This window comes from Variovorax sp. PAMC26660, assembly GCF_014302995.1.
Classification (GTDB): domain Bacteria; phylum Pseudomonadota; class Gammaproteobacteria; order Burkholderiales; family Burkholderiaceae_C; genus Variovorax.
In genome coordinates this window covers 1,979,428-2,003,068 of the sequence record NZ_CP060295.1, presented here as the reverse complement: position 1 = coordinate 2,003,068, position 23,641 = coordinate 1,979,428, and the positions used below count along the sequence as shown (strand labels likewise).

At 68.7% G+C, this 23,641-nt stretch carries 19 protein-coding genes; 8 read left to right on the top strand and 11 right to left on the bottom strand.

Going from position 1 to position 23,641, the window contains the following annotated elements; all coding sequences use genetic code 11:
- Positions 1–49: 49 nt before the first annotated feature.
- From H7F35_RS09680 to H7F35_RS09655, 6 genes are all read left to right on the top strand, one after another.
- A complete protein-coding gene (locus tag H7F35_RS09680; RefSeq protein WP_187112674.1) occupies positions 50–1,600 on the top strand; it encodes a DUF5691 domain-containing protein in 1,551 nt (516 codons plus the stop codon).
- Complete coding sequence (locus H7F35_RS09675) at positions 1,597–2,676, top strand: ATP-binding protein (RefSeq protein WP_187112673.1); 1,080 nt, start codon at positions 1,597–1,599, stop codon at positions 2,674–2,676. The genes H7F35_RS09680 and H7F35_RS09675 overlap by 4 nt, the downstream gene beginning before the upstream one ends.
- Before the next feature lie 28 nt (positions 2,677–2,704).
- The gene (locus H7F35_RS09670; RefSeq protein ID WP_187112672.1) at positions 2,705–5,026 is read left to right on the top strand and encodes a DUF5682 family protein; all 2,322 of its coding nucleotides are present in this window, start codon (positions 2,705–2,707) and stop codon (positions 5,024–5,026) included.
- Complete coding sequence (locus tag H7F35_RS09665) at positions 5,023–6,237, top strand: VWA domain-containing protein (RefSeq protein ID WP_187112671.1); 1,215 nt, start codon at positions 5,023–5,025, stop codon at positions 6,235–6,237. Before H7F35_RS09670 ends, H7F35_RS09665 begins: the two co-directional genes overlap by 4 nt.
- A 265-nt stretch (positions 6,238–6,502) precedes the next feature.
- A complete protein-coding gene (locus tag H7F35_RS09660) occupies positions 6,503–7,495 on the top strand; it encodes a Bug family tripartite tricarboxylate transporter substrate binding protein (protein ID WP_187112670.1) in 993 nt (330 codons plus the stop codon).
- Positions 7,496–8,000: 505 nt separating this feature from the next.
- Positions 8,001–9,701, top strand: coding sequence for a hypothetical protein (locus H7F35_RS09655; RefSeq protein WP_187112669.1), 1,701 nt, complete (start codon positions 8,001–8,003; stop codon positions 9,699–9,701).
- Here the strand turns inward: H7F35_RS09655 and H7F35_RS09650 are convergent.
- From H7F35_RS09650 to H7F35_RS09635, 4 genes are read right to left on the bottom strand one after another with little or no spacing between them, the layout of a single operon-like run.
- The gene (locus tag H7F35_RS09650) at positions 9,691–10,812 is read right to left on the bottom strand and encodes a hypothetical protein (protein WP_187112668.1); all 1,122 of its coding nucleotides are present in this window, start codon (positions 10,810–10,812) and stop codon (positions 9,691–9,693) included. The genes H7F35_RS09655 and H7F35_RS09650 overlap by 11 nt on opposite strands.
- Positions 10,813–10,816: 4 nt before the next feature.
- Entirely contained in the window at positions 10,817–11,581 is a 765-nt protein-coding gene (locus H7F35_RS09645; RefSeq protein WP_187112667.1) for a hypothetical protein, read from the bottom strand.
- The gene (locus tag H7F35_RS09640; protein WP_187112666.1) at positions 11,571–12,578 is read right to left on the bottom strand and encodes a hypothetical protein; all 1,008 of its coding nucleotides are present in this window, start codon (positions 12,576–12,578) and stop codon (positions 11,571–11,573) included. The genes H7F35_RS09645 and H7F35_RS09640 overlap by 11 nt, the downstream gene beginning before the upstream one ends.
- 32 nt (positions 12,579–12,610) lie before the next feature.
- On the bottom strand, positions 12,611–13,636 hold the full coding sequence (locus tag H7F35_RS09635) for a glycosyltransferase (protein ID WP_187112665.1): 1,026 nt from the start codon (positions 13,634–13,636) through the stop codon (positions 12,611–12,613).
- Between the two features lie 96 nt (positions 13,637–13,732).
- Here H7F35_RS09635 and H7F35_RS09630 point away from each other — a divergent pair, with 96 nt between their 5' ends.
- Complete coding sequence (locus H7F35_RS09630; protein WP_187112664.1) at positions 13,733–15,073, top strand: UDP-glucose dehydrogenase family protein; 1,341 nt, start codon at positions 13,733–13,735, stop codon at positions 15,071–15,073.
- On the opposite strand, the gene H7F35_RS09625 is transcribed toward H7F35_RS09630, so the two are convergent.
- The 3 genes from H7F35_RS09625 to H7F35_RS09615 form a co-directional block, all read right to left on the bottom strand.
- The gene (locus tag H7F35_RS09625) at positions 15,059–16,210 is read right to left on the bottom strand and encodes a CaiB/BaiF CoA transferase family protein (protein ID WP_187112663.1); all 1,152 of its coding nucleotides are present in this window, start codon (positions 16,208–16,210) and stop codon (positions 15,059–15,061) included. The two genes, H7F35_RS09630 and H7F35_RS09625, sit on opposite strands and share 15 nt — an antisense overlap.
- Before the next feature lie 335 nt (positions 16,211–16,545).
- A complete protein-coding gene (locus H7F35_RS09620; protein WP_187112662.1) occupies positions 16,546–17,523 on the bottom strand; it encodes a Bug family tripartite tricarboxylate transporter substrate binding protein in 978 nt (325 codons plus the stop codon).
- Positions 17,524–17,558: 35 nt separating this feature from the next.
- Entirely contained in the window at positions 17,559–19,286 is a 1,728-nt protein-coding gene (locus tag H7F35_RS09615) for an acyl-CoA dehydrogenase family protein (protein ID WP_187112661.1), read from the bottom strand.
- A 92-nt stretch (positions 19,287–19,378) separates the two neighbouring features.
- On the opposite strand from H7F35_RS09615, the gene H7F35_RS09610 reads away from it, so the two are divergent.
- Positions 19,379–20,281 (top strand): LysR family transcriptional regulator, encoded by a 903-nt coding sequence (locus H7F35_RS09610; RefSeq protein ID WP_187112660.1) that lies wholly within the window; start codon positions 19,379–19,381, stop codon positions 20,279–20,281.
- Here H7F35_RS09610 and H7F35_RS09605 read toward each other — a convergent pair.
- The 4 genes from H7F35_RS09605 to H7F35_RS09590 all read right to left on the bottom strand — a co-directional run bounded on the left by H7F35_RS09605 (position 20,272) and on the right by H7F35_RS09590 (position 23,615).
- The gene (locus tag H7F35_RS09605) at positions 20,272–21,306 is read right to left on the bottom strand and encodes a serine/threonine protein kinase (protein WP_187112659.1); all 1,035 of its coding nucleotides are present in this window, start codon (positions 21,304–21,306) and stop codon (positions 20,272–20,274) included. The two genes, H7F35_RS09610 and H7F35_RS09605, sit on opposite strands and share 10 nt — an antisense overlap.
- Before the next feature lie 33 nt (positions 21,307–21,339).
- Complete coding sequence (locus H7F35_RS09600) at positions 21,340–22,455, bottom strand: DUF2855 family protein (RefSeq protein WP_187112658.1); 1,116 nt, start codon at positions 22,453–22,455, stop codon at positions 21,340–21,342.
- Positions 22,456–22,642: 187 nt separating this feature from the next.
- On the bottom strand, positions 22,643–23,068 hold the full coding sequence (locus H7F35_RS09595; RefSeq protein ID WP_187112657.1) for an organic hydroperoxide resistance protein: 426 nt from the start codon (positions 23,066–23,068) through the stop codon (positions 22,643–22,645).
- Positions 23,069–23,159: 91 nt separating this feature from the next.
- A complete protein-coding gene (locus H7F35_RS09590) occupies positions 23,160–23,615 on the bottom strand; it encodes a MarR family winged helix-turn-helix transcriptional regulator (RefSeq protein WP_187112656.1) in 456 nt (151 codons plus the stop codon).
- Positions 23,616–23,641 lie beyond the last annotated feature (26 nt).

The window sequence follows — 23,641 nt, the reverse complement described above, 5'->3', positions numbered from 1 at the left end:
GGGCCGCTCCCAAGGCGTATGCCGCAGCGCGCAGCGCGAAGGTCATCGAATGAGTCACTGGAACACATTGCTGCAGACCGCGCTGGTCGGCACAGCCCGCCAGCCCGTGCCGGCAGCCGAAGGCATGGCGGGCGAATTTGGCGGGCTTCTGCAGGCGATACAAGGCGGCGAAGCACAGGGCCAACTGTTGCGCGCTGCAGGTGCCGTGGCCATCGGCCGCCGTGCCGGCTTCGTGGCACCGGGCCTGTCGCCATCCGACGCGCCGGTCGCCGCCGCAGACGAGCGGCCCGTATTGAAAGAACCCGCGCTGCAGGCGGCCATCGCCGATGCGCTTGCCAGCGGCCCGCTGCGCCTGCAGCACGAAGGCCTTGCCGCGTTGACCGCCGCCGGCCTGCGCCTGCCGCACAACCTCTTGCCCACCGCGCTCGACGCCGGCCGCCGTGCCATCGACGTGCGCTCGGCCGTGATCCCCGCGCTCGGCGAGCGCGGCCTCTGGCTGGCCGCACACAACGACGACTGGCGCTATGCCGTCGGCGCCAGCGAGCAGGCCGATGCGCAGACGCGCTGGGACGAGGGCAGCCTCGAACAACGCCGCGCGGTGCTCGCCGAGCAGCGCCGCAGTGAGCCTGCCGCCGCACGCGAACGTCTCGCTGCTGAACTGCCGCAACTTCCCGCCAAGGAGCGCGCTGCGCTGCTCGGCGCTCTGGCCGAGAACATCGGCCCCGACGACGAAGCACTGCTCGATGCCCAGCTCAAGGACCGCGCCCGCGACGTGCGCCAGGTCGCGGGCGAACTTCTGCAGCGGCTGCCCGCAAGCGCCCACGTGCAGCGCATCGAAGCCTTTCTCGCGCCGCTGCTGTTGCAAGCAGGCGGCGCATGGCAGATGAACGCCCCCGAGGCCGCCGACCCGCGCTGGAAGGACGACGCCATCGACCCCGCGCGCCCTACCCACGAAAGCCTCGGCGAACGCGCCTGGTGGCTCTACCAGCTCGTGCGGCAAACGCCGCTCGCGTGGTGGACCGCGCGCACCGGCATGACACCCGCCGCGCTGCTCGGCTGGGCCACGAAGAGCGACTGGAAAGACGCCCTGTTCCGCGGCTGGAACGAGGCCATCCTCGCCGTGTCCGATGTCGACTGGTGCGATGCGATGCTCGACCACCATCACACCCAATACAGCCAGCGCGCCTGGGTCGGCCAGTTGCTGGCGCTGCTGCCCCGCGAACGGCGCGAGCGCCACTGGTTGATCGAACTCGGCCTGGCGGGCAGCGGCGTGCAGAACGTGATCGCCTTTGCTGACCAGGCCTGCGCGCCCGGCGAAACACCATCGGCCGAACTCTCGCTCCAGCTCGCGGCCGCGCTGCGCACCCGCGTCGAGCGCGGCGACCTCGCCAACGACTACGTGCTGCGCCAGGTGCTCGGCAACGCGGCCGCGCTGCTGCACGCCAGCGCGCTGCACCTGCTGGCCGGCCTGCCGCGCACGGCCGAGGAAAGCCCCGGCCTGGCCAGCGCATTGAGCGACACCGCGCGCATCGTGCGTGCGCGCCAGTTGTTTTCTTCTCTTCTTCCCCAGTCAACCTCTTCATCCCAAGGCCGTCCATGAGCAATGTCCTGCGCCAGCATGCCGAACATCAATTCGCCGAAGAACTCGATGCGCTCCAGAAGGTCGACGACCGCCAGCGCCCGGCCAACTGGAAGCTCTCGCCCTGGGCCGTGCTCACCTACCTGATGGGCGGCAAGCTGGCCAACGGCTTCGAGGTCAGCCCCAAGTACATCGGCAATTCGCGCCTGATGGAAATCGCCGTGTCCACGCTCGCCACCGACCGCGCACTGCTGCTCTACGGCGTGCCGGGCACGGCAAAGTCGTGGGTGTCCGAGCACCTGGCCGCGGCCGTCAGCGGCGACTCGACCATGCTGATCCAGGGCACCGCCGGCACCAGCGAAGAGCAGTTGCGCTACGGCTGGAACTACGCCGAGCTGCTGGCCAACGGACCGTCGGAAAAAGCACTGGTGCCCAGCCCGCTGGTGCACGCCATGCGCCTGGGCAAGATCGCGCGCGTCGAAGAGCTCACGCGCATTCCGGCCGACGTGCAGGACACGCTGATCACCGTTCTGTCCGAAAAGACGCTGCCCATTCCCGAACTCGGCAGCGAGGTGCAGGCCGTGCGCGGCTTCTCGGTGATTGCCACCGCCAACAACCGCGACAAGGGCGTGAACGAGCTGTCGAGCGCGCTCAAGCGCCGCTTCAACACCGTGGTGCTGCCCGTGCCTTCGAGCGAGGCCGAGGAAGTGCAGATCGTGGTCAAGCGGGTGGCCGAGCTGGGCCGTGCGCTCGCGTTGCCGGCGGAGCCACCGGCGCTGCAGGAAGTGCGCCGCGTGGTGCAGATCTTTCGCGAGCTGCGCAACGGCCAGACCGAAGACGGCAAGACCCGCATCAAGTCGCCCAGCTCCACGCTCTCCACGGCAGAGGCCATCTCCGTCATCAACAGCGGCATGGCGCTGGCCGGCCACTTCGGCGACGGCGTGCTGCGCTCGGCCGACGTGGCCTCGGGCCTGATCGGCGCGGTCATCAAGGACCCGGTGCAGGACCACGTGGTGTGGAAGGAATACCTGGAGACCGTGGTGAAGGAGCGCACCGACTGGAAGGACCTGTACCGCGCCTGCCGTGAGCAGCTCTGAGCCCTGCGCGCCGATCACGCGATTGCACATGGCTTCACCGCTGCACTACTTCGGCATCCGCCACCACGGGCCCGGCTGCGCGCGCAGCCTGCTGCGCGCCTTCGAGTCGCTGCAGCCCGACTGCATCCTGGTCGAAGGGCCACCCGAGGCCGAGCCGCTGCTGTCCTTCATGGCGCATGCGGACCTGCGTCCGCCCGTCGCGGTGCTGGTTCATGCGAGCGAAGACACAGGCCTTGCGGCCTTCTACCCCTTCGCCGAGTTCTCGCCTGAATGGCAGGCGCTGCAATGGGGCGTGAAGCACGCGTTGCCCACGCGCTTCATCGACCTGCCACAGGCGCACCGCATGGCCATCGAACAGGCCGCGCGTGCGGCCGATGAGGCCAAGGCCGAAGCACCCGTCGAAACACCGCTCGACGATGACGAGACCGACACGGTGCCCGCATCCGAAACGGTCGAAGAGCCCATCGCCACCGCACTGCCCGACGACCCCTTCGACTGGCTGGCCCACGCCGCCGGCTATGCCGACGGCGAGAGCTGGTGGAACCACATGGTCGAGGAGCGCGGCGACGGCCAAGACCTGTTCGGCGCCATCGCCGAAGCCATGACGGCAGTGCGCGCTGAAACGCCTGAAGACCGCCGCGGCCAGCGCGCGATGGAGCGCGAGCAGTTGCGCGAAGCCTTCATGCGCCAGTCGATCCGCGAAGCCGTCAAGGCCGGCCACCAGCGCATCGCCGTGGTCTGCGGCGCATGGCACGTGCCCGCGTTGCAGGGCACGGTCACTGCGAAGGCCGATGCCGCCCTGCTCAAGGGCCTGCCCAAGCTCAAGGTGCTCGCCACCTGGGTGCCGTGGACCTATCGCCACCTCACGAGCGCCAGCGGCTACGGCGCGGGCATCGATTCGCCGGGCTGGTACGAACACCTGTGGCAGCAGGGTGAGCAAGTGGCCGGCCGCACGACCGGCTGGCTCGCGCGCGTGGCACGGCTGCTGCGCGAACACGACCTCGACTGCTCCTCCGCCCACCTGATCGAAGCCACCCGTCTGGCCGAAACGCTGGCCGCGCTGCGCGAGCGTCCCGCGCCCGGCCTGCCCGAACTCGACGAAGCCGTGCGCAGCGTGATCTGCATGGGCGAGCAGGCGCCGCTCACGCTGATCCGCGAGCGCCTCACCGTGGGCGACCGCATGGGACAGGTGCCGGCCGACGTGCCCACCGTGCCGCTGCAGCGCGACATCGAGCAGGCGCAAAAAAGCCTGCGCCTGAAGCCCGAGGCGACCGCGAAAACACTCGACCTCGACCTGCGCCAGGCCAACGACCTGGCGCGCAGCCATCTGCTGCACCGGCTGCGGCTGCTCGACCTGGACTGGGGCGAACCCAGGGCCGGCCAGCGCGCGAGCCGCGGCACCTTCCACGAGGTGTGGCAGTTGCAGTGGCAGCCCGAGTTCGCGCTGCGCATCATCGAAGCCAGCCGTTTCGGCGCCACCGTGGCCCACGCCGCGAGCGCGCGCGTGATGGAACGCCTGGCCGCCGAGACTTCGCTCACCGCGCTGGCCGAGCAGGTCGACACCGTGCTGCTGGCCGACCTGCCCGTGGCCGTGCAGGCCGTGACCCGCGCGCTCGAAGACCGCGCCGCGCTCACCGGCGACGCAGTGCAGCTCATCGGCGCCGTGCCGCCGCTGGCCAACGTGTTCCGCTATGGCAGCGTGCGCCAGACCGACAGTGCGCTGCTCTCGCATGTGCTCGACAGCCTGATCGTGCGCGGTGCCATCGGCCTGCCCATTGCATGCGGCGCGCTCGACGCCGAGGCCTCGGAAGCACTGCGTACCTGCCTCATCGCGGCGCACGATGCCGTGCGCCTGCGCGACGGCGAAGAAACCACCGCTGCCTGGCGTGCCGCGCTGCGGTCCATCGCCTTCGGCGAAAGCGCCGCCTCGCTGCTGCGCGGTGTGAGCTGCCGGCTGCTGCTCGACGATGCACAGCTCGACAGCGACGGTGCCGCGCAACAACTCGCGCGCAACCTGTCGGCCGGTGCACCGCCGACCGAGGCGGCCGCGTGGCTCGAAGGTTTTCTCAACCGCAACGCGATGGTGCTGCTGCACGACGAGGCGGTCTGGTCGCTGGTCGACCGCTGGCTCTCCGGGCTCGGCGAAGAACACTTCGTGCAGGTGCTGCCGCTGGTGCGCCGCAGCTTCGCGGATTTTTCAGGCGCCGACCGGCGTGCGCTCGGCGAGCGCGCAAAACGCGGCGCGGTGGGCGGCACGGCACAGGTCGCCACGGCCGCCTCCGATTGGGACGAAGCGCGCGCGGTGCTCGCACTGCCGCTGTTGCGGGAACTGCTGGGAGTCAAGGCATGAGCGTGAATCAGGACCCTGTCGATACAGAAGAAGCGGCACTGCCACCCACCGACCGCCTGCAGCGCTGGCGCCTCGTGCTCGGCAGCGAAGCCAATGCCAGTTGCGGCGCCATCGACGGCCGTGTGCGCGAGATCGACATGGCGCTCGCCGCGCTCTACGAATCCGACGGCCGGCGCGGCCTGGGCCAGGGCGGCCAGCGCGGTGGCCGCGGCGATTCGGCGCCCAGCGTGGCGCGCTGGCTCGGCGACATCCGCAAGTACTTTCCGAGCCAGGTGGTGCAGGTGATGCAGCGTGACGCGATGGAGCGGCTCAACCTGCGCCAGATGCTGCTGCAGCCCGAGATGCTCGAAAGCGCGCAGCCCGACGTGCACCTGGTCGCCAACCTCGTGGCGCTGTCCAGCGTGATCCCGGCCGGCACCAAGGACACCGCGCGCGCCGTGGTGCGCAAGGTGGTCGACGAACTCATGAAGCGGCTGGAAGAGCCGATGCGCAGCGCCGTGAGCGGCGCGCTCAACCGCAGCCAGCGCAACCGCCGCCCGCGCCATTCCGAGATCGACTGGAACCGCACCATCCGCGCCAACCTGCGCCACTGGCAGCCCGAGTACCGCACCGTGGTGCCGCAGACGCTGGTGGGCTACGGCCGCAAGGCGCGCCAGCCGCAGCGCGAGGTGATCCTGTGCATCGACCAGAGCGGCTCCATGGCCGCCTCGGTGGTCTATTCGAGCATCTTCGGCGCCGTCATGGCCAGCCTGCCCGCGGTGGCGACCAAGCTGGTGGTGTTCGACACCGCCGTGGTCGACATGACCGAGCAGCTGCAGGACCCGGTGGACCTGCTGTTCGGCGTGCAACTGGGCGGCGGCACCGACATCAACGGCGCGGTCGGCTATTGCCAGACCCTGGTGCGCGAGCCGCGCAACGCCATCCTGATCCTGATCTCCGATCTCTACGAAGGCGGCGTGGAAGACGGGCTGCTGCGCCGCGCCCACGAGCTGGTCGAGGCCGGCGTGCAGTTCATCGCGCTGCTGGCGCTCAGCGACGAAGGCGCGCCGGCCTACGACCGCGACCTTGCCGCCAAGCTGGCTGCCTTGGGTGTGCCCTCGTTCGCCTGCACGCCCGACGCCTTCCCGGGCCTGATGGCGGCCGCCATCAAGCGCGAGGACGTGGCGACCTGGGCGGCGGGCCAAGGCCTGAAGACGAGCAGGGCGGCCTAGGGCCTGTTCACACTACACAAGGGGTCGCGAAGCTCGCCACAGCCCGCCCATCAAGGAGCGCAACGCCGAGGGGCGAGCTTCCCTTCGGGTTGCTTCGCCAAGGGGCCGTCTGCGGCGTTGCCCGTGCTTGCAAGGCACCGGCCTTGCTGCGCCCGGGCGCCTTGCAGCCAGCCCCTTGGCGAAGCAACACGACCCCTTGCGTAGTGTGAACAGGCCCTGATCCCGTCCTAATATCGGGGCCGGCCTCCGCTGGAGACAGATGCCCATGATCCGCAAACTGCCGCTGCATGTTCTGGCCATGGCCCTGATGGCGATGGTCGCTGCGGTGTTGCCCGCCGCCGTGCAGGCCCAGCAGTTCGCCTACCCCGCCAAGCCCATCCGCTGGATCGTGCCCTACCCGGCCGGTGCCGGCGCCGACATCGTTGCGCGCACCATCGGCACCCAACTGGCCGTCGATGCGGGCCAGCCGGTGATCATCGAGAACCGTGCGGGCGGCAACACCGCGCTCGGCGCCATCGAGGTGGCGCGCGCACCGGCCGATGGCTACACGCTGCTGTCGGCCGACAACGGCACGCTGGTGTTCAACCCCGCGCTGTACCGCAACCTCAGCTACAACCCCGTGCGCGACTTCGCCCCCGTCACCTTGCTGGGCCGGCTGCCGATGGTGCTGCTGGTCGGGCCGTCCAGCGGCGTCAAGGACGCGCGGGCTTTCATCGAGGACGCGCGCGCCTTTCCCGGCAAGGTCAGCTTTGCCTCGGCCGGCACTGGCAGCCCGCAGCACCTGGCGATGGAACTGCTGGAACGGCAAGCAGGGCTGGAGATGGTGCACGTGCCTTACCGGGGCGCTGCACCCGCGCTGGCCGATGTGGCGGGCGGCCAGCTGCCGGTGATGATGTGCGACCTGGCGGCCGCCCGCCGCTTCATCCAGAGCGGCAAGCTGCGCGCGCTGGCGGTGGCCCATTCCACCCGCCTTGCGCAGTTGCCCGGCGTGCCGACTTTCGCGGAGCTGGGCATGCCGCAGGTCGAGGCCGCTGCGCTCATGGGCCTCGTGGTGCCGGCCGGCACGCCGCCCGAGGTGGTGGCGCAGTTGCAGCAATCGGTGGCGAGCGCCATCCACAACCCGGCCGTGCGACGCAAGCTGGCCGAGTTCGGCGTGGAGCCCGTGGGTGACGCGCCTGCCCAGTTCGCGGCGCTGCTGGAGGACGAGTCTGCACGCTGGCGGCCGCTGATTCGCGAGCTGAATCTGTCGCTCGACTGAGGGGCTGTCTGCGGCCTGTTTGGTGTTGGGGGTGCTTTTCAGGGCGTCGCTCCCGCCGACACGGTGCTCTTTTTCGCGAATGTCCCCCGCTTCGCTCCTCCTTTATTTCGCGAAAAAGAGCCCCGTATCGACGTGAGCGGTCAGAGCCGTCGTTGATCGGCGATCCACCAGCAGCGTGTCCCTGTGCGAATGACGCCGGGTGCTCCCCGCAGCGAAATAAAGGAGGAGCGAAGCGGGGGACATTCGCGGAGGGGAGCACCCGGTGTCATTCGCACGCGCCCCGAACAGCAACGTCCCCAAAGCCCCTGCGTGAGCCAGAACTCTGACCGCCGGAGGCACTCGCGGTGCTTGTGTATCGCCCCGCTTTACGGAGCCTTTGCATGAACTTTGCTTGGGCTCCATGCCTTCCTCATTCTTTGCTAAGAGTTGCTGCCTAGATTGGCACATCGCTCAGGAAAGGTCGGCGGGATGGTCTGCAAAGGGCAGGCCACACCCCCCGAAACCGATGACAACTCGCCGGTTCCATCACGTTATTTTTGCGGACGATTTCTTCCGCTCGCCCGCCAACGGGCTTCAGTACCACGTCGCAAACCGGCGATTTCTCCGTGGCTTTTTCGATTCCGCATTGGGCCGGCTGGGCCTGCCGATGCGTGAAGTGGCGCCGCTGTCCGAAGGCGGGCGCATCGACGTCGCGCGCCTCATGGACCGGCTCGAACTGCCCTGCACGCAAGCCGGCTGGGCCCGCGCCTGTGTGGCCGACCTGCTGCCACTGGCCGGGCGCGACGGCATGCCGGCGTTCGACCCTGGCTGCCTCGTGATCGGCTGGGGCCTCACGCCGGCGCTGCAGCATTGCATCCACCGCAGCGGCGCGAGCTACCTGGACATCGAGATCGATCCGCGCCGTTTCACCGAACACCTGCACTTCTGCGCCCGCACCAACGACCCCGTCATCGAGGCCGCGCTGCGGGCCCGCTGCGTGGACGAAGAACTGTTCTGGAACCACGCGGCCGTGCTCAAGGGCTACTTCGCACGGCGTGGCGCCGCCTCGCTGTTCGACCCCCGCCTGCGCGTGGGCCTGTTCTTCGGCCAGAGCCTGGTGGACCTGTCGCTGGTCAGTGGCGGGCGCACCATGCACCCGGCCAGCGTCGTCGCGCCGCTGCGCGAACTGGCGCAAAGCGTCGATCTGCTGGTCATCAAGCCGCACCCCTATGAGCCCGCGCTGCATGACCTCGCGCCGATTGCGCGCGCCATTCCGAACGTGGCCTGGACGCACGAAAACACCTATGCGCTGCTGTCGGCGTCGAACGTGCATTTCGCCGCCAGCCTGTCGTCGAGCGTGCTGACCGAGGCGCGCTACTTCCGCAAGCCCGGCCATGCGCTGATCGAGGCCGACCGCAACGCGGCCGGCCAACTGCCGCTGGCCTGCTCGGACTGGATCGCGATCGGCGCCGGACTCGGCGCGATGGACTTCATGGCGGCCGCATGCGCAGGCGGCGACGAAGAAAAAGGCCGCGACGCGGCGCCCAGCACCGCGGCCTGGCCCGCTGCGACCATCGAGCGTGCATTCGGTGCGCGCTGGGGCTTCGACGCGCAGGCCCCCGGCCTGGGCGAAGTGTCCGAGCTGCAGTTGGGGCGACCCTACATGTTTCACCCCGGCAGCCCCGCGCTCGGCTGGCTCAGCCACGGCTGGTCGGGGTTCCACGACGAAGGCGTGCGCAGCCAGGGCGAGCTGGCCTGCCTCGTGATTCCGCTGCCGGCGCTGTCGCCGTCGTCGTCGCACCAGCAGCCGCATCGCCTCGAAGTCCGCATCGACTTTCGCAGCAACGCCAAGGCCACCAGCGTCCATGCGATGTTCGATGGCGTGGTGCTGCCGGGGCAGCGCACGATCGGTGCGCGGCGGCGCAGTCTGGTCTTCGAGTTGCCGCCCACCGCGGGGCGCAAGTGCCTGGTGCTGCAGTTCGTGGTCGCCGATGCCGGAACTGCCGCAGTCGCCGGTGCCCCGGTGACCCTGCGGCGGCTCATGGCAGCCCGGCCGAGCTTTGCGATCCGCCGGCTGCAGGTGTCGCTGCGCATGGGCCGGGGCGTGATCTCGGCACCGCCGAAGGTCACGGCCTCGAAGCAGTGGTCCGAGATGTACCCGGTGCGCGCGGTTGCGCGGGTGTTTCGCGCGCTGGTCGATTCGGCGCGCGGGGTTATCAGCGGCTAGGCGGCGCGACCAGCGCAGACAGCAGCGTGACCCAGTGCTGCAGCCGGTCGATGGCTCCCTGCCGGCCCTGCGCGGCGTTCGTCGCGCTCTCCGGCAATGCCAGCAATTCGCCAGCCGCCGCCGTCACGGCCCGTGCAAACTTCTGCGCATCGCCGCGCCACACCACCACACGGTGCGCCAGACCCAACTGCGTCGCGCGTCCCGCATTGATCGCCTGCTCCGGCTGGTCGGTCAGTAGAAGCAGGATGGGCTTGCGGTAGACCGCGGCGATCGAGAGCGCCGCCATGCCCGGCGCCGAGACGATGAAGGCGCCACGTGCGGCGGTCTCGATCCAGTGTTCGTCGCGCGCATGCCAATGTGGCCGATGGGCATAGCCCTCGCCGACAAGGTGTGCCGGCAGGCCCGCGGCGGCCAGGCCTTGCTCCAGGCCATCGGCCAGCGCGGGTTCCTCGAAGTGCGGGTTGAGGTACACGGCGGCCGGCCGCGTTGCGCTGTCTTCTTCGCCGTAAGCGGGTGCCACCACCGCGATGGGCGTGGCCAGCCGGTGGCCGCCGCGTCCGTCGTGCTGCGGCGCGTCGTAGGCGAAGTCGTGTTCGATGCGCGCCCGGCTGCGGTCGATCTGCCAGGCCACGATGCCGCCGAACACCTTCGCGATGGGGCCCGGCATGCGGCCGCGGAAATTGGTCTGCAGCGCATGCCGCAGGCTGGCGCCGTACACATGCACCACCTTGCGACGCCATCCCGGCAGCCAGCCCATGAACAGCAGCGCGGGGTGGAAGGAGTCGTTCACCACCAGGTCCGCGTCGCGGAACCAGCCGCGCAGCCGCACGACGTCGCGCAGCATGCGTTCGGGGCGGAACATGTAGTGGGCGACGTTGCGGTCGGTCTCGCGGCGCAGCATGTTCTGCTCGTGGTCGAACTGCACCGCATAGTGGCGCGAGAGCACCGGTGCGTCGATGCCGAAGCCGGCCAGGAAGCGCGCGCCTTCGTCCGACGTGGTGAGCACCTGCACCTGCGCGCCGGCAGCCCGCAGTGCGTGCGTGAGCAACTGCGCGCGCATCAGGTGGCCGCGCGCGTCCGCGGTCGCGAGGTAGACGATGCGCGGCGGCATCGACTCAGGCGTGCACCGGTCGCGCCGCGCCGGGGCGCAGCCGCAGCGCCACGCCGGCGAGGAACATGCCGACCGCGCCGGTGATGCCGAAGCCGCGCTCGGTGTCGCGCACCTCGCGCATCAGTTGCGCCAGCCGCGCCTGCTCGTGCGGCGCCACGCAGCGCTGCAGCGTGTGGCTGCACAGGCGGATGTGGCGGTCTTCATCGGCCAGCACGCGCGACAGCAGCGGGTGCAGCGCATGCGTGGGCCCGATCAGTGCGCAGTGCCGCTGCAGGATGCGCGAAGCCATCTGCTCCGCCGACAAGCCGATGGCATAGGCCGGCACCAGACCGCCCTGCGCGAAGTGCGGCGCATGCTGGCGGATCAGCCCCTGCCAGCGTGCGAGCTTGCGGCGGCTCAGCCAGTCGGGTCGCGGCGCTTCTTCAGGCGATGCGGCGGCCTGCGCGCTGCCGCCGCGCTCGACGATGGCTTCGGCGAAAAGGCGTGCATGCAGTTGCTCGTCGGCCAGGTGCTGGTCAAGCTGGCGTGCGAGCCAGTCGGGCGGGTTGATGCGCAGCTCGCGCTGCAGCGCCTGCTCGGACGATTCTTCGCCGACGAGGTAGAAACGCAGCAGCAGCATCTCGCCCGCATTGCTCGCATGCAACTGGCGCAGCGCGGCCCGCTTGACGTGGTGTACCAGCCGGGCCTGCAGCGCCGGCCAGCCGCGCAACACGGGCGGTGCGAGGCAGTCGAAGCCGGCTGCCGGTATCAACGAAGTGTCAGCGTCCATCGGCCTTGGTCGTCACGGCCTGCGGCTGCTGTTGCTGCCAGCCCAGCACGAGGCCGATGAAGCTGTCCTGCAGGAAGGCACGCGCGGCTGCATCGGCACCCGCGAATTCGCGCTGCTGGCCGTCGTAGCGCACATAGCCCTTGCCGTTGATGGCGCCGAGCACCAGCTTCTCGTTCTTGCGAAAGCCCCGCTGCAACAGCGGTTGCAGCAGCGACTGCGATTCGAGCCCGTACAGGAACAAATCGCGCTGCACCACCTGGCGCGGGATCTTGCCGCTCAGGGCCTGCAGTTCCAGCGTCCAGTTGCCTTGCTGCATGGCTGCTGCCAGCTCGCGCCCCTTGGCCGCCGGTGCGTGGAAGCGCGCACGCGCCACCGACTTCGAGGCCTTGCTCAGCCCCAGCCCGATGGTGATGTCGGCATCCTTCGCGCCGCCGGTGCGGTTGTCGTCCACTTGCACCAGCACATTGGCAAGGCGCGCGGTCAGCGAGGGCTTGGCCAGCGCTTCGCTGATCTGCGCGGGCGTGAGCACCACGCGCTCGGCGTTGCCGTCATTCACGACGACCTGGTACGGATCGATGCGGATGTCGCCGAACTCGTCGCCGATGGGCGAATGCGCGTGGCTGCTCACCGACCAGTCGGTGCCCGAGCGGCTCAGCAGTGCATGAAAGGTCAGTGGCACGCGCTGGCCGCTGCGCGCCTGGCCGGAGCCTTGCAGCAGCACGTCGCCCACGATGGTTTTCTCGCCATAGCTGTGCGTGTTCGTGAAGCGGATGGTGTGCGCAGCGCTGTCGAGCGCGGCGCGTGTGTCGGCGTCGTCCAGCGCGAGGCGGTTGCAGTCGCTGGCGGCAGCGAGTGCTCCGAAGGGGCAGCCGCTGTCGGACTTGAAGTTGAAGACACCGCGGCCGGTGAAGTCGGCGGCACTGGCAACGGTGAAGGCACCTGCGAGCGCGAGGCCCAGGGCGACATGGCGCACGGAAAGCAGAGAGCGGATTTGCATGATCTTGTTTGTTGTTTTTCTAGATGGAGCCATCAAGGCCGGTGATACGAGAGCGCTTGCGCGTCTGCGTTTGTTTTTCCTGTCGTGTGCAGGCCGATGCCACGCGCGAACGCGCCCAGCATGTCGACCGCCGAGAACCCCAGGATCAACGCCACGCCCGCCACCCAGCGCAGGCCGTGCAGGGGGGGCAAGTCCTGGTGATTGAGCGCGCGCACGCTGAAGCCCAGCCGCGTGAACAGCACGCACAGCGGCCCGATAGGGCCGCTCTTCGCGAGCCACTGCCAGCGCGCCGACACATAGCTGCGCAGCAGGTGCGGCGTGAGCGAATAAGTGTCCTGCCCGCGCATCCAGCGCAGCTTGAGCGCTTCGGCGCGCGTGTCGGGCAGGCGGTGTTCGGTGTGGGCCGCCGCTGCGTAGTGAATGGGCACGCCGGCCGTCTTCAGCCGCATGCCCAGCACCTGGCAGTGCGCGCGGTACACGCCGTCCAATGCTTGGTAGCTGTGCTGCTCGAACACGTCGCGCCGGAAGACCACGTTGTTCGCGTAGAAGTTGCTCGTGGCGCCCGCGTGATCGCCGTTGGGGAAATACATGAAGTCGATGGTCGTCAGCGCGGTGCCGACCACGCTGGCCGCATAGCTGGTACGGCCGGCCACCACGGCGGGCGCGTCGGGCTTCGTGAGCGGCATCAGCATCTGCAGCAGCCAGTCGTCGTCGGGCAGGCAGTCGGCATCGGCGAACACCACGTGGTCGCAGCGGGCCGCATCGGTGGCGGCGAAGCCGACGTTCTTGGCGTCGTAGTAGCCGGTGGCGGCATCGATGCGCACGAAATCGACCGGGCGGCCCGCGAGCGCGCTCACCGCATCGCAGGTGGCCGCGCTCAGTCCGTCGTGCGTGACGACCACCTGCGCCAGCGCCGTCAGCGGAAGTTTCTGCCTTGCCAGCAGGGCGACGAGGCGTTGCAGGCTGGTGCTTGTCTTGGCCTCGGCATCCGCTCCGCCGCGCAGGTTGTTGGTCTCCAGGACCAGCGCGCAACGCGCGGCAACTTGATCGGGCATCATCGAATTTTCCTGTCCGGACATTGTTTTGAAGGCTTGCATTCCGCTTTTATCGCACAACCGTGCGCGCCACCAGTGCCAAAAAGAACGGGGGCACCCATGAAAGTCAGCATCTTCGGTGCCGGCTATGTGGGCCTGAGCTTCGCCGCTTGCCTGGCGGAGGCGGGGCACGAGGTGCTGTGCGCGGACGCGGATGCGGCGCGAGTCGAGGGTTTGCAGCGCGGCCTCATGCCACTGCATGAGCCGGATCTGGAAGCGCTGGTGGCGGCCGGCATCGCGGCGGGGCGACTGAGGTTCACCGCCGACGAGCGTGTTGCCAGCCTGCATGGCGACATCCTCTTCATCGTGGTCAACACACCGGCCGATGCACAGGGTGACGTCGACCTGCAGCATGTGATGGCGGTGGCGCGCAGCATCGGCCGGCACCGCGACCGCGACGCGCTGGTCGTGTGCAAGTCCACCGCGCCGGTGGGAACGGCGGAGCAGGTCGAGGCTGCGATGCAGAGCGAGCTTTCGCACCGTGGTGCGCCGCATCGCATCGCGGTGGCGGTCAACCCCGAGTTCCTGCGCGAAGGCGCGGCCGTGCGCGATGGCCGCCAGCCCGACCGTGTGGTGATCGGCTCGCAAGACCCGTGGGCCATCGACCTGCTGACCCGGCTCTACGCGCCTTTCGTGCGCGACCCGGAACGGCAACTGCTCGTGATGGACCGCCGCTCGGCCGAACTCACCAAGTACGCCGCCAACGCGATGCTCGCCACCCGCATCAGCTTCATGAACGAAATGGCGCGCGTGGCCGAGCAGGCGGGTGCCGACATCGAGATGGTGCGGCGCGGCATCGGTGCCGACCGCCGCATCGGCCCCGACTTCCTGCAGGCGGGCGCAGGCTACGGCGGCTCGTGCCTTGCCAAGGATGTGCGGGCGCTGCGGCATGCGGCCGACCGCGATGGCCATGCGCTGCGCATTCTCTCGGCGGTCGAGGCCGTCAACCACGAACAGAAGGGACGGCTGTTCGATCTGATGACGCACCACTTCGAGGGCCGCATCGCCAACAGGACCATCGCTCTGTGGGGATTGGCCTTCAAGCCCGACACCGACGATATGCGCGATGCACCCAGCCTCGTGCTGCTGGAGCGGCTGTGGGCGGCCGGCGCATGCGTGCAGGTCTACGACCCGGCGGCGATGGCGAATGCGCGCGCCATCGTCGGCGAGCGCGGCGACGTGCGCTGGTGTGCGACTGCCGACGAGACGCTGCAGGGCGCCGATGCGCTCGCGCTGGTGACCGAATGGCGCGAATTCCGCCAGCCCGACTTCGCACGCATTGCGAACACGTTGAAGACGCCCGCCATCTTCGACGGCCGCAACCTCTATGACGCCGCCGAAGTCGAAGCCGCCGGCATCGCGTACTACGGCATCGGCAGGGGCCGCTCAGTCTTTCGCTGAAGCGGCACCTTCGTCCAAGGGTAGGAACGCGCTGCCCGGTGTGAGCGGCACATGGCGGTAGCTGGCCGGCGTGCGGCTCAGCTTCACCGGCGCGCCGATGCCCTGGTAGCCGTCTTCCATCTCGACCACCATCTCGCGGTGCAGCGTGTGTGGATGCTGCAGCGCATCCGCCACCGACAGCACGGGCGCGGCGGGCACACCGGCCGCCATCAGCAGATCGACCAGTTCGCGGCCATCGAAGACGGCCATCGCCGCTTCGAGCCGCTGCTTGAGCCCGTCGCGATGCACCGAGCGCGCACCGGCCGTGCGGTAGAGCGGATCGTCGGCCAGCTCGGGCAGGCCGATGCAGCGGCACAGGCTCGCGAACTGCCGGTCGTTGCCCACCGCCACGAACACCGGGGCGGTGCCGGTGGCCAGCGCGTCGTAGGGATAGATGTTGGGGTGCGCATTGCCCGTGCGGCGCGGCGCTGTGCCGTCCATGAACCAGTTGGCCGCATGCGGATGCAGCAGCGACAGGCCGCTGTCGTACAGCGCCGCTTCAACGAACTGCCCGCGCCCGCTGCGCTGACGTTCCTGCAGCGCGAGCAGCACGCCGATCACCGCGTTCAGCCCCGTCACCATGTCGACGACAGGAAGGCCCACGCGCAGCGGTCCGCCATCGGCTTCGCCATTGATGCTCATGATGCCGGTCATGGCCTGCACCGCCGCGTCGTAGCCGGGCAGCGCGCCCAACGGACCATCGGCGCCGAAGCCCGACACGCGGCACCACACGAGGCGCGGAAAGCGTTGCGACAGCGTCTCGTAGCCGATGCCCCAGCGCTCCATCGTGCCGGTCTTGAAGTTCTCGATCAGCACGTCGGCTTCGGCCACCAAGGCGAACAGCGCTTCGCGGCCTTCCTCTGTCGAGAAGTCCAGGTGCTGCACGCGCTTGTTGCGGTTGAGCCCGTGGTAGTACGAGGCGACGCCTTCCTTGAAAGGCGGGCCCCAGGTGCGCGTGTCGTCGCCCTGCGGTGGTTCGACTTTGAGCACGTCGGCGCCGTGGTCACCGAGGATCTGGCCGCAGTACGGGCCGCCGAGGATGCGGGAGATGTCGAGGACGCGGATGCCTGTGAGGGCGCCTTGGGGGGCTTGTGTCATTTCAGTGGTCCTTGTTTTTCGTTCGTTTGTGCGTTTGTTCGGGGCGAGTGCGAATGACGCCAGGTGCTCCCCTGTGCGAATGTCCCCCGCTTCGCTCCTCCTTTATTTCGCTGCGGGGAGCACCTGGCGTCATTCGCACAGGGGCACGCTGCTGGTGTACCGCTGAACAACCACCGCTCTGTCCAACGCTCGCGCCGATACGGGGCTTTTAGCTAAATAAAGGAGGAGCGAAGCGGGGGACATTCGCGAAAAAAAGCACCGCGTCGGCGGGAGCGTCGCCCTGAACAGCAGCGCCCTGAACAACAGCAACGCCCGCAAAGAACAACGCAGCAGAATCAATCGAGCTGCGCCCCCGACTTCTGCACAACGTCCTTCCACTTGGCCGACTCAGCCACGATGAACTGCCCCAGCTTCTGCGGCGACGTATCGGCCGATGCCTCAAGCCCTTGCGACGCGAACATCTGCTTCACCTTGGGTGAATTGAGAACTTCGGCAAACGCATGGTTGAGCTTGGCCACGCGGTCTGCAGGCGTGCCGGCCGGGGCGACGATGCCGAAGAACACGCTCACGTCGTAACCCTTGTAGCCCTGCTCCGAAATGGTGGGCACGTCGGGCAGTGCCTGCGAGCGCGCGAGCGTTGCCATGCCCAGTGCGCGCAGCTTGCCCGCCTTGACGTAGGGCAGCGCGGTGAGGATGTCGGTGAAGGTCATGCTGACCTGGTTGCCCAGCAGATCGTTGAGCGCCGGGCCCGTGCCCTTGTAGGGGATGTGCTGAAGATCGGTGCCCGCCACCGAGTTGAAGAGCACGCCCGCCAGATGCGACGACGCGCCGTTGCCCGACGAGGCATAGCTGAGCTTGCCCGGATTGGCCTTGGCATAGGCCACCAGCTCCGGCACGTTCTTCACCGGCAACGCAGGGTTGACCACCAGGATGTTCGGCAGGTAGCCCACCTGGATCACCGGCGCAAAGCTCTTCACCGGGTCGTAGTTGACCTTGCGGTACAGGCTCTTGTTGATGGCCAGTGGGCCCGAGGTGCCGAACATCAGCGTGTGCCCGTCGGCTTCGGCGCGGGCCACGTACTCGGCGCCGATGTTGCCGCCGGCGCCCGCGCGGTTCTCCACGATCATCGGTTGGCCGAGGCGGTCCTTCATCTCGGCGGCGAGCGTGCGGGCCATCGCGTCGGTGGGTCCACCGGGCGGGAAGGGCACGACCAGCATGATGGGCTTCGAGGGAAAGGCGTCGGCGGCCTGTGCGGTGGGCACGGCGGTCAACAGCGTGGCGCAGGCGGCCAGCAGAAAGGTGAGGCGTTTCAAGGGATGTCTCCGTTTTTTGTAGGGGGTGAAAAAATTCAGGCCAGCGCCGGGGCGGTGCGCACGGCCGTCGCATTCCAGTCGGCGGGTATGGCATCGGGCGCCAGCGGATCGCGCGGCAGCACGCGGTGCAGCAGCACCAGTTGTGCCCAGCGCAGGCGCGCGGCAGAGCCACCGTGTGCGGCCTCCCACGCCATCGCGATGGCGCTCGTGCAGTGGTACAGCGCCGACGCGGCCTGGCGCGCCAGCACGTCGCCGCCTTCGCGTGCGGCGGTCTCGGCCAGCGCAGCTGCGCGCGCCAGCGCATCGCGCAGCGCCTTCGCAAAGGCGGGCGCGAGCACCGCATCGTCGAGCAACTTTTCGCAGGACGCGCGCAGCACGGGCAGCGAGCCTTCGCGCTTCAGGGCGCGGATCACGTCGAGCGCCACGATGTTGCTGGTGCCTTCCCAGATCGAGCCCAGGTGCGCGTCGCGCACAAGGCGCGGGTCGCTCCACTCCTCGATGTAGCCGCAGCCGCCGCGCACTTCCATCGCATCGCCCGTCACCTTGCGTGCATCGCGGCAGGCGCGGAACTTGATGAGCGGCGTGAGGATGCGCAGCAGCGCATAGGCGTCCGGCTCGCCCGCATCGGAGCGGGCCAGCGCCAGCGCGGTCTGGCACACCATCGTGCGCGCCTGCTCGGCCGGCAGGCGCAGCTTGTCGAGCTGGCGCTGCATCAGCGGCATCTGGTCGATCGTGCGGCCGAAGGCGCGGCGCTCCGAGGCGATGTACTCGGCCTCGGCCACCGCGCGGCGCATCAGGCCGGCGGCGCGCACGCCGTTCGACAGGCGCGAGTTGTTCACCATGTCGGCCATCTGCACGAAGCCCCGGCCTTCTTCGCCCACGAGGTACGCCACCGCGCCTTCGAGCCGGATCTCGCCGCTGGCCATCGAGCGCGTGCCCAGCTTGTCCTTCAGGCGAATGATCCGGTAGTGGTTGAGGCTGCCGTCCTCGAGCCGGCGCGGCAGCAGGAACAGCGACACGCCCTTCATGCCCGCCACGCCGTCTTCGGCGCGTGCGAGCACCATCGCGAAATCGGCGTCGGGGTTGGAGCAGAACCACTTGTCGCCGGTCAGGCGCCAACTGCCGTCAGTCTCGGCTCGCGCCATCGTGGCGGTGGCGGCGATGTCGGAGCCGGCCGCCTGCTCGGTCATGAACATCGCGCCCTGCGCGAGTTCGTCGAAGTCGAGCGAGGTCAGACGTGGCAGGAAGCGCGCGACCAGCTCGGGGGTGCCGAACTTCTTGAGCGTGCGCGTGAGCGAATCGGTCATCGAGACCGGGCAGCACAGGCCGAACTCGGCCTGCACGAACAGATAGGTCAGCACGTACTTGACCAGCGGCGGCATCTTGCCGGCCCAGCCCAGCGTTTCGTCGCGGTGCGAGATCGCGGCCAGGCCGAATTCGCTGAGCGCCAGGCGCTCCATTTCCACATAGGCCGGATGCTTGATGACCTTCTGCTCGTCCAGCCCCGTGCGGGTGCGCTGCTTCAGCGTGGGCGGGTTGCGGTCGGCGGTGCCGGCCAGTTCGTCGAGCAGGCCGCCCGCCAAGCCGCCCAGGCGCTCGAAGTGCGGCTGCATATGGCGCCGCAGATCGTCGGGCAGGTAGAGCGCGAGCAGCGCGTGCAGCTCGGTGTCGGTGGTGAACAGGTTCTGACCGTGGCGGTCGGGGATCGGATGGGCGTGCGCGGCTTCTGGCGCGGCACCGGTGGTGGCAGCGTTCTCGGACATGCGGTTTGTCTCCTGGGTTCGCCGCATTGTTGAAGCCGCGACGATCCGTGTCTAATATCTAATTGGTCTTGTTCGATTTGATTTGACTATCCATGGAACTGCGACACCTGCGCTATTTCTCCGTCCTCGCCGAAGAACTGCACTTCGGGCGGGCGGCGCGGCGTTTGTCGATTTCGCAGCCGCCGTTGTCGGTGGCGATCCGTCAGCTCGAAGAGTCGGTGGGGGCGCGGCTGTTCGAGCGCAACAGCAAGGAAGTGCGCCTCACGCCCGCGGGCGAGGCGCTGCGCATCTCGGCGCGGCGGGTGCTGCTGCAGGCCGAAGAGGCCGCGCTCGAAGCGCGCGACGTGGCCACGGGCTCGGCGGGCCGGCTGCGCATCGGCTTTGTCGGCGCCATGCTCTACCGGGGCCTGCCGCAAGCGCTGCGCGCCTTCCAGGCCACGCACCCGGCGGTGCGCATCACCTTGAGCGAACTCAACTCCGGCGTGCAGATCGCCGAGCTGCTGAACGACCGGCTCGACCTGGGCTTTGCCCACACGCGCCGCGTACCGCCCGAACTGCAGCACCGGCTGCTGCTGTCGGAGCCTTTCGTGTGTTGCCTGCCCACGGGGCATGCGCTGGCGCGCAAGCGCGTGCTGGCGCCGGGCGACCTGCGCGACCAGCCTTTCGTGTTGTTCTCGCGCGAGGCTTCACCCGATTACCACGAGCGCATCCTGTCGATCTGCGCCGACGCGGGCTTCCTGCCCGAAGTGCGGCACGAGGTGCGCCACTGGCTGGCCGTGGTCTCGCTGGTGTCGCAAGGCATGGGCGTGGCGCTGGTGCCGCAGGCGATGCGGCACTCGGCGCTGCGCGGGGCGGTGTTTCGCCCGCTCGACCGCGCGGTGGCGCAGTCGGAGGCCTACGGGGTGTGGCGGACGGGGCCGCCGAACGTGCTGGTCGAGCGGCTGCTGCAGGGCGTGGCCGACAGCATCGCGGCCGCCGCTGAAGTTCAGGCGTAAAGCGGTTCTTCGGCCATCTGCTCGCACTGGTCTTCCAGCACGAGGATCTGCCCCTTCCAGTAGTCGCTCGAGCCGAACCACGGGAAGTTGATCGGGAAGATCGGGTCTTCCCAGCGCCGCGCCAGCCATGCGCTGTAGTGAATGAGCCGCAGCGTGCGCAGCGGCTCGATCAGTGCCAGCTCGCGGCGGTCGAATTCGCGGAACTGCTCGTAGCCGTCGAGCAGGCCCGACAACTGCGAGGTGCGTTGCGCACGGTCGCCCGACAGCAGCATCCACAGGTCCTGCACCGCGAAGCCGGTGCGCGCGTCGTCGAGGTCGACGAAGTGCGGGCCGCCGTTGGGGCGGTCGGTCGGCGTCCAGAGGATGTTGCCGGGGTGCACGTCGCCATGCAGGCGCAGCTTGCGTGGCTTGAAGTCGGAGGCCGGCGGCTGCAGCGCGAGGGCGGTCGCGCGGACCATGTCCAGCGCTTCGTTGCAGGTCTTTTCCCATTCGCGCTGCATGTCGAGCGGGATCTTGTCGTTCTCCAGCAGCCAGTCGCGCGAGTCGAGGCCGAAGGTCTGCAGGTCGAGCGCGGGGCGCGCCTCGAAAGGCTTGGCGCTGCCCACGGTGTGGATGCGCGCCAGGAAGCGGCCCACCCATTCGAGCACCTCGAAATCGTCCAGCTCGGGCGCGCGGCCGCCACGGTACGGGCTCACGCTGAAGGCGAAGCCGGCGTGGTGGTGCAGCGTGGTGCCGTTGAACGCCAGCGGCGGCACGGCCGGCACTTCGGCGGCGGCCAGTTCGAGCGAGAAGCCGTGCTCTTCGAGGATCTCGGCGTCGCTCCAGCGCCCGGGGCGGTAGAACTTGACCACCACGGCGCTGCGGTCTTCCAGGAACACCTGGTAGACCCGGTTTTCGTAGGAGTTCAGGCCGGTGAGCCGGCCATCGCCGTACAGGCCCAGCGTCGCGAGTGCGTCGAGCACCACGTCGGGCGTGAGGCTCTCATAGGGATGGGTGTTCGCGGGCGCTGCAGGGGAAAGGGTCATGCAGCGATTGTCGCCACTGCGACCCGAAGGGCGTCAATTGCCCGCCGGTTGTTTGTAAAGAGAAAGGACATGGCCGATGCGCGGGTCGCCCTTGCCCGCCAGCACCTGGGCGTAGGCGGCCTGCACGGCTTCGCCGCCGTGGTGATGCGACGCGTGCAGCCAGGGGCTTTTTGCGTCGGTCGCCTTGGCAATGAAGTGATGCCAGGCCGACACCATGCGCCGGCCGAATTCTTCGGCGCCCCATTCGGTGGTGCGCTTCTTGATCTGCGCGGGTGCGAAGAACAGCGTGGCGCGCGGGCCGCTCAGGTCCTTGCCCGCGCCCTTGGACGCCAGCTGCTCGACATGCGTGCCGCCGATGGAGCTGCTGTACTTGAGATGGGTGAAGCGCCCGTGGATCGCGTTGCGCAGCTCGCCGTTGCCGGCGAAGTCCACGTAGACGCAGGGTGTATCGGCCGCGATGGTGTCGAGCGCGTCGTAGGTCACCACGCGGTGGTAGCAACCCAGGCTTTCGCAGAAGGCCACGTTGCCCGGCGAGGTCAGGCCGATCACCTCGATGCCCTTGCGCTGGTGCAACTGGAAGGCCGTGCCGTAGGCCGTCTTGCTCGATGCGCTCGACAGCAGCATGGTGTGGGCGCCGAAGAAGTCGTTGTCGGCCATGAAGTCGTCGATGAGCCACGAGGTGATGAACAGCGGGCGCAGCAGCGACTGCGTGTCTTCCGAATCGGCGGTGTAGAGCGGGTCGGCGTTGCTGCGGAAGTACTGGTTGTAGACCGCAGGCAGCTCGGCGCGGTGCGGCGCCACGTCGGTGAAACGCTCGGGCGACAGCCGGCCGGGGTTGAGCACCGCGCTCGACGCCATCGGCCAGTAGCCATAGAGCCGCTCGCCCACCGGCACGCCCGGATGCAGCGACTGCACCACGCTCGCGAAGCCCCACACGGGGATCGTGCCCCAGCCTTCTTCGCCGCTCGGGAAGAACTGCCAGTAGCTCATCGCATCACCGAAGGCGGCGTAGGTGATGTTGTTCGAGGTGAGCGCAAAGCTGTCGACGCGCACGCGCACCTGGCCGTCCGCCAATGGCGCGTCGGTGGCGGTGTGCAGGCGCGTGGTGGCGAGCTGGTCTTTGCGAATCAGGAGGCTGGTGGTGCTCATGGTGTCGATCTCCACGGGTTGTGTGAGGTGCGGGCTTCGGGGCGTGCCGCGACATTAGCCAAGCTTGGTGAAAGGCGCTATCGCACCCGGCGTTTCGGCGTCACCCGTGAGACATGGATGGGCATGAAAAAAGCGACCCGGCTTGTGGCGGGGTCGCTTTCTTGCTGTGTGCGCCCGAGGGCCGGAATCAGACGATCGTGAGTTCGACGTCGATGTTGCCGCGCGTGGCGTTCGAGTACGGGCAGACCTGGTGGGCGGTGTCGACCAGCAGCTTCTTCTGTGCGTCGTCGAGGCCGGGCAGGCTGATCGCGAGCGCCACGGAGATGCCGTAGGCGGCGCCGCCATTCGTCGGGCCGAGGGAGACCTTCGAGTCGATCGACACGTCGTCCGGCACCTTCACGCTGATCTTCGGGCCGACGGCCTTCATCGCGCCGATGAAGCAGGCGGCGTAACCCACGGCGAACAGTTGTTCGGGGTTTGTGCCGGGCTTGCCGGAACCGGGCGAGCTCAGCTTGACGTCGATGGCGCCGTCGCTGGACTTGCCTGCGCCGTCACGGCCGCCGACGGTGTGGGCTTCTGCGGTGTAGAGCACTTTGTCGAGCTTGGTGGTCATGGTGATTCCTTTGAGATGAGGGAGGGTGGGAGGGGAAAAAAGCTTCTCTCTTTTCTGGATCGAAGCGGGGGAGAAAGAAACCGGTCGTCTGTCAGGCCGCCTTCTTGATGCGGTCGCGCAGGGTCTGGATCTGCTGGGTGAGCGCGATGAGTTCGGGCACCGAGCACTCGGTGGCGGCCATGAGGCAGCCCGGCACATCGGCAGCGCGCGTCTTGAGCTTGCGGCCGGTGGCGGTCAGGGTGATGTGCACACGGCGCTCGTCGGCCACGTCGCGCACCCGCGCCACATAGCCGTTGGCTTCGAGGCGCTTGAGCAGGGGAGTGAGCGTGCCGGAGTCGAGCGAGAGCCGTTCGCCGAGCGCGGAAACCATCGGGCCGTCCTGCTCCCAGAGGGCGAGCATGACGAGGTATTGGGGGTAGGTGAGCTGCAGCTTTTCGAGCACCGGCTTGTAGAGCCGGGTCATGGCCAACGAGGCGGAGTAAACGGCGAAGCACAGCTGGTTGTCCAGCTTGAGCATTTCGTCGGTTGAGACGGTGTCGGAGCGCATGGGTTGAATTGTAGTGAGCAATTGAA

Bases quoted from the DNA above. Each gene is read 5' to 3' on its own strand.
- H7F35_RS09640 (WP_187112666.1), bottom strand. From the start codon at position 12,578: ATGCAAATCCGCTCTCTGCTTTCCGTGCGCCATGTCGCCCTGGGCCTC.
- H7F35_RS09655 (WP_187112669.1), top strand. From the start codon at position 8,001: ATGACAACTCGCCGGTTCCATCACGTTATTTTTGCGGACGATTTCTTC.
- H7F35_RS09625 (WP_187112663.1), bottom strand. From the start codon at position 16,210: ATGACACAAGCCCCCCAAGGCGCCCTCACAGGCATCCGCGTCCTCGAC.
- H7F35_RS09645 (WP_187112667.1), bottom strand. From the start codon at position 11,581: ATGGACGCTGACACTTCGTTGATACCGGCAGCCGGCTTCGACTGCCTC.
- H7F35_RS09665 (WP_187112671.1), top strand. From the start codon at position 5,023: ATGAGCGTGAATCAGGACCCTGTCGATACAGAAGAAGCGGCACTGCCA.
- H7F35_RS09630 (WP_187112664.1), top strand. From the start codon at position 13,733: ATGAAAGTCAGCATCTTCGGTGCCGGCTATGTGGGCCTGAGCTTCGCC.
- H7F35_RS09610 (WP_187112660.1), top strand. From the start codon at position 19,379: ATGGAACTGCGACACCTGCGCTATTTCTCCGTCCTCGCCGAAGAACTG.
- H7F35_RS09595 (WP_187112657.1), bottom strand. From the start codon at position 23,068: ATGACCACCAAGCTCGACAAAGTGCTCTACACCGCAGAAGCCCACACC.
- H7F35_RS09670 (WP_187112672.1), top strand. From the start codon at position 2,705: ATGGCTTCACCGCTGCACTACTTCGGCATCCGCCACCACGGGCCCGGC.
- H7F35_RS09680 (WP_187112674.1), top strand. From the start codon at position 50: ATGAGTCACTGGAACACATTGCTGCAGACCGCGCTGGTCGGCACAGCC.
- H7F35_RS09660 (WP_187112670.1), top strand. From the start codon at position 6,503: ATGATCCGCAAACTGCCGCTGCATGTTCTGGCCATGGCCCTGATGGCG.
- H7F35_RS09635 (WP_187112665.1), bottom strand. From the start codon at position 13,636: ATGATGCCCGATCAAGTTGCCGCGCGTTGCGCGCTGGTCCTGGAGACC.
- H7F35_RS09605 (WP_187112659.1), bottom strand. From the start codon at position 21,306: ATGACCCTTTCCCCTGCAGCGCCCGCGAACACCCATCCCTATGAGAGC.
- H7F35_RS09590 (WP_187112656.1), bottom strand. From the start codon at position 23,615: ATGCGCTCCGACACCGTCTCAACCGACGAAATGCTCAAGCTGGACAAC.
- H7F35_RS09600 (WP_187112658.1), bottom strand. From the start codon at position 22,455: ATGAGCACCACCAGCCTCCTGATTCGCAAAGACCAGCTCGCCACCACG.
- H7F35_RS09615 (WP_187112661.1), bottom strand. From the start codon at position 19,286: ATGTCCGAGAACGCTGCCACCACCGGTGCCGCGCCAGAAGCCGCGCAC.
- H7F35_RS09650 (WP_187112668.1), bottom strand. From the start codon at position 10,812: ATGCCGCCGCGCATCGTCTACCTCGCGACCGCGGACGCGCGCGGCCAC.
- H7F35_RS09675 (WP_187112673.1), top strand. From the start codon at position 1,597: ATGAGCAATGTCCTGCGCCAGCATGCCGAACATCAATTCGCCGAAGAA.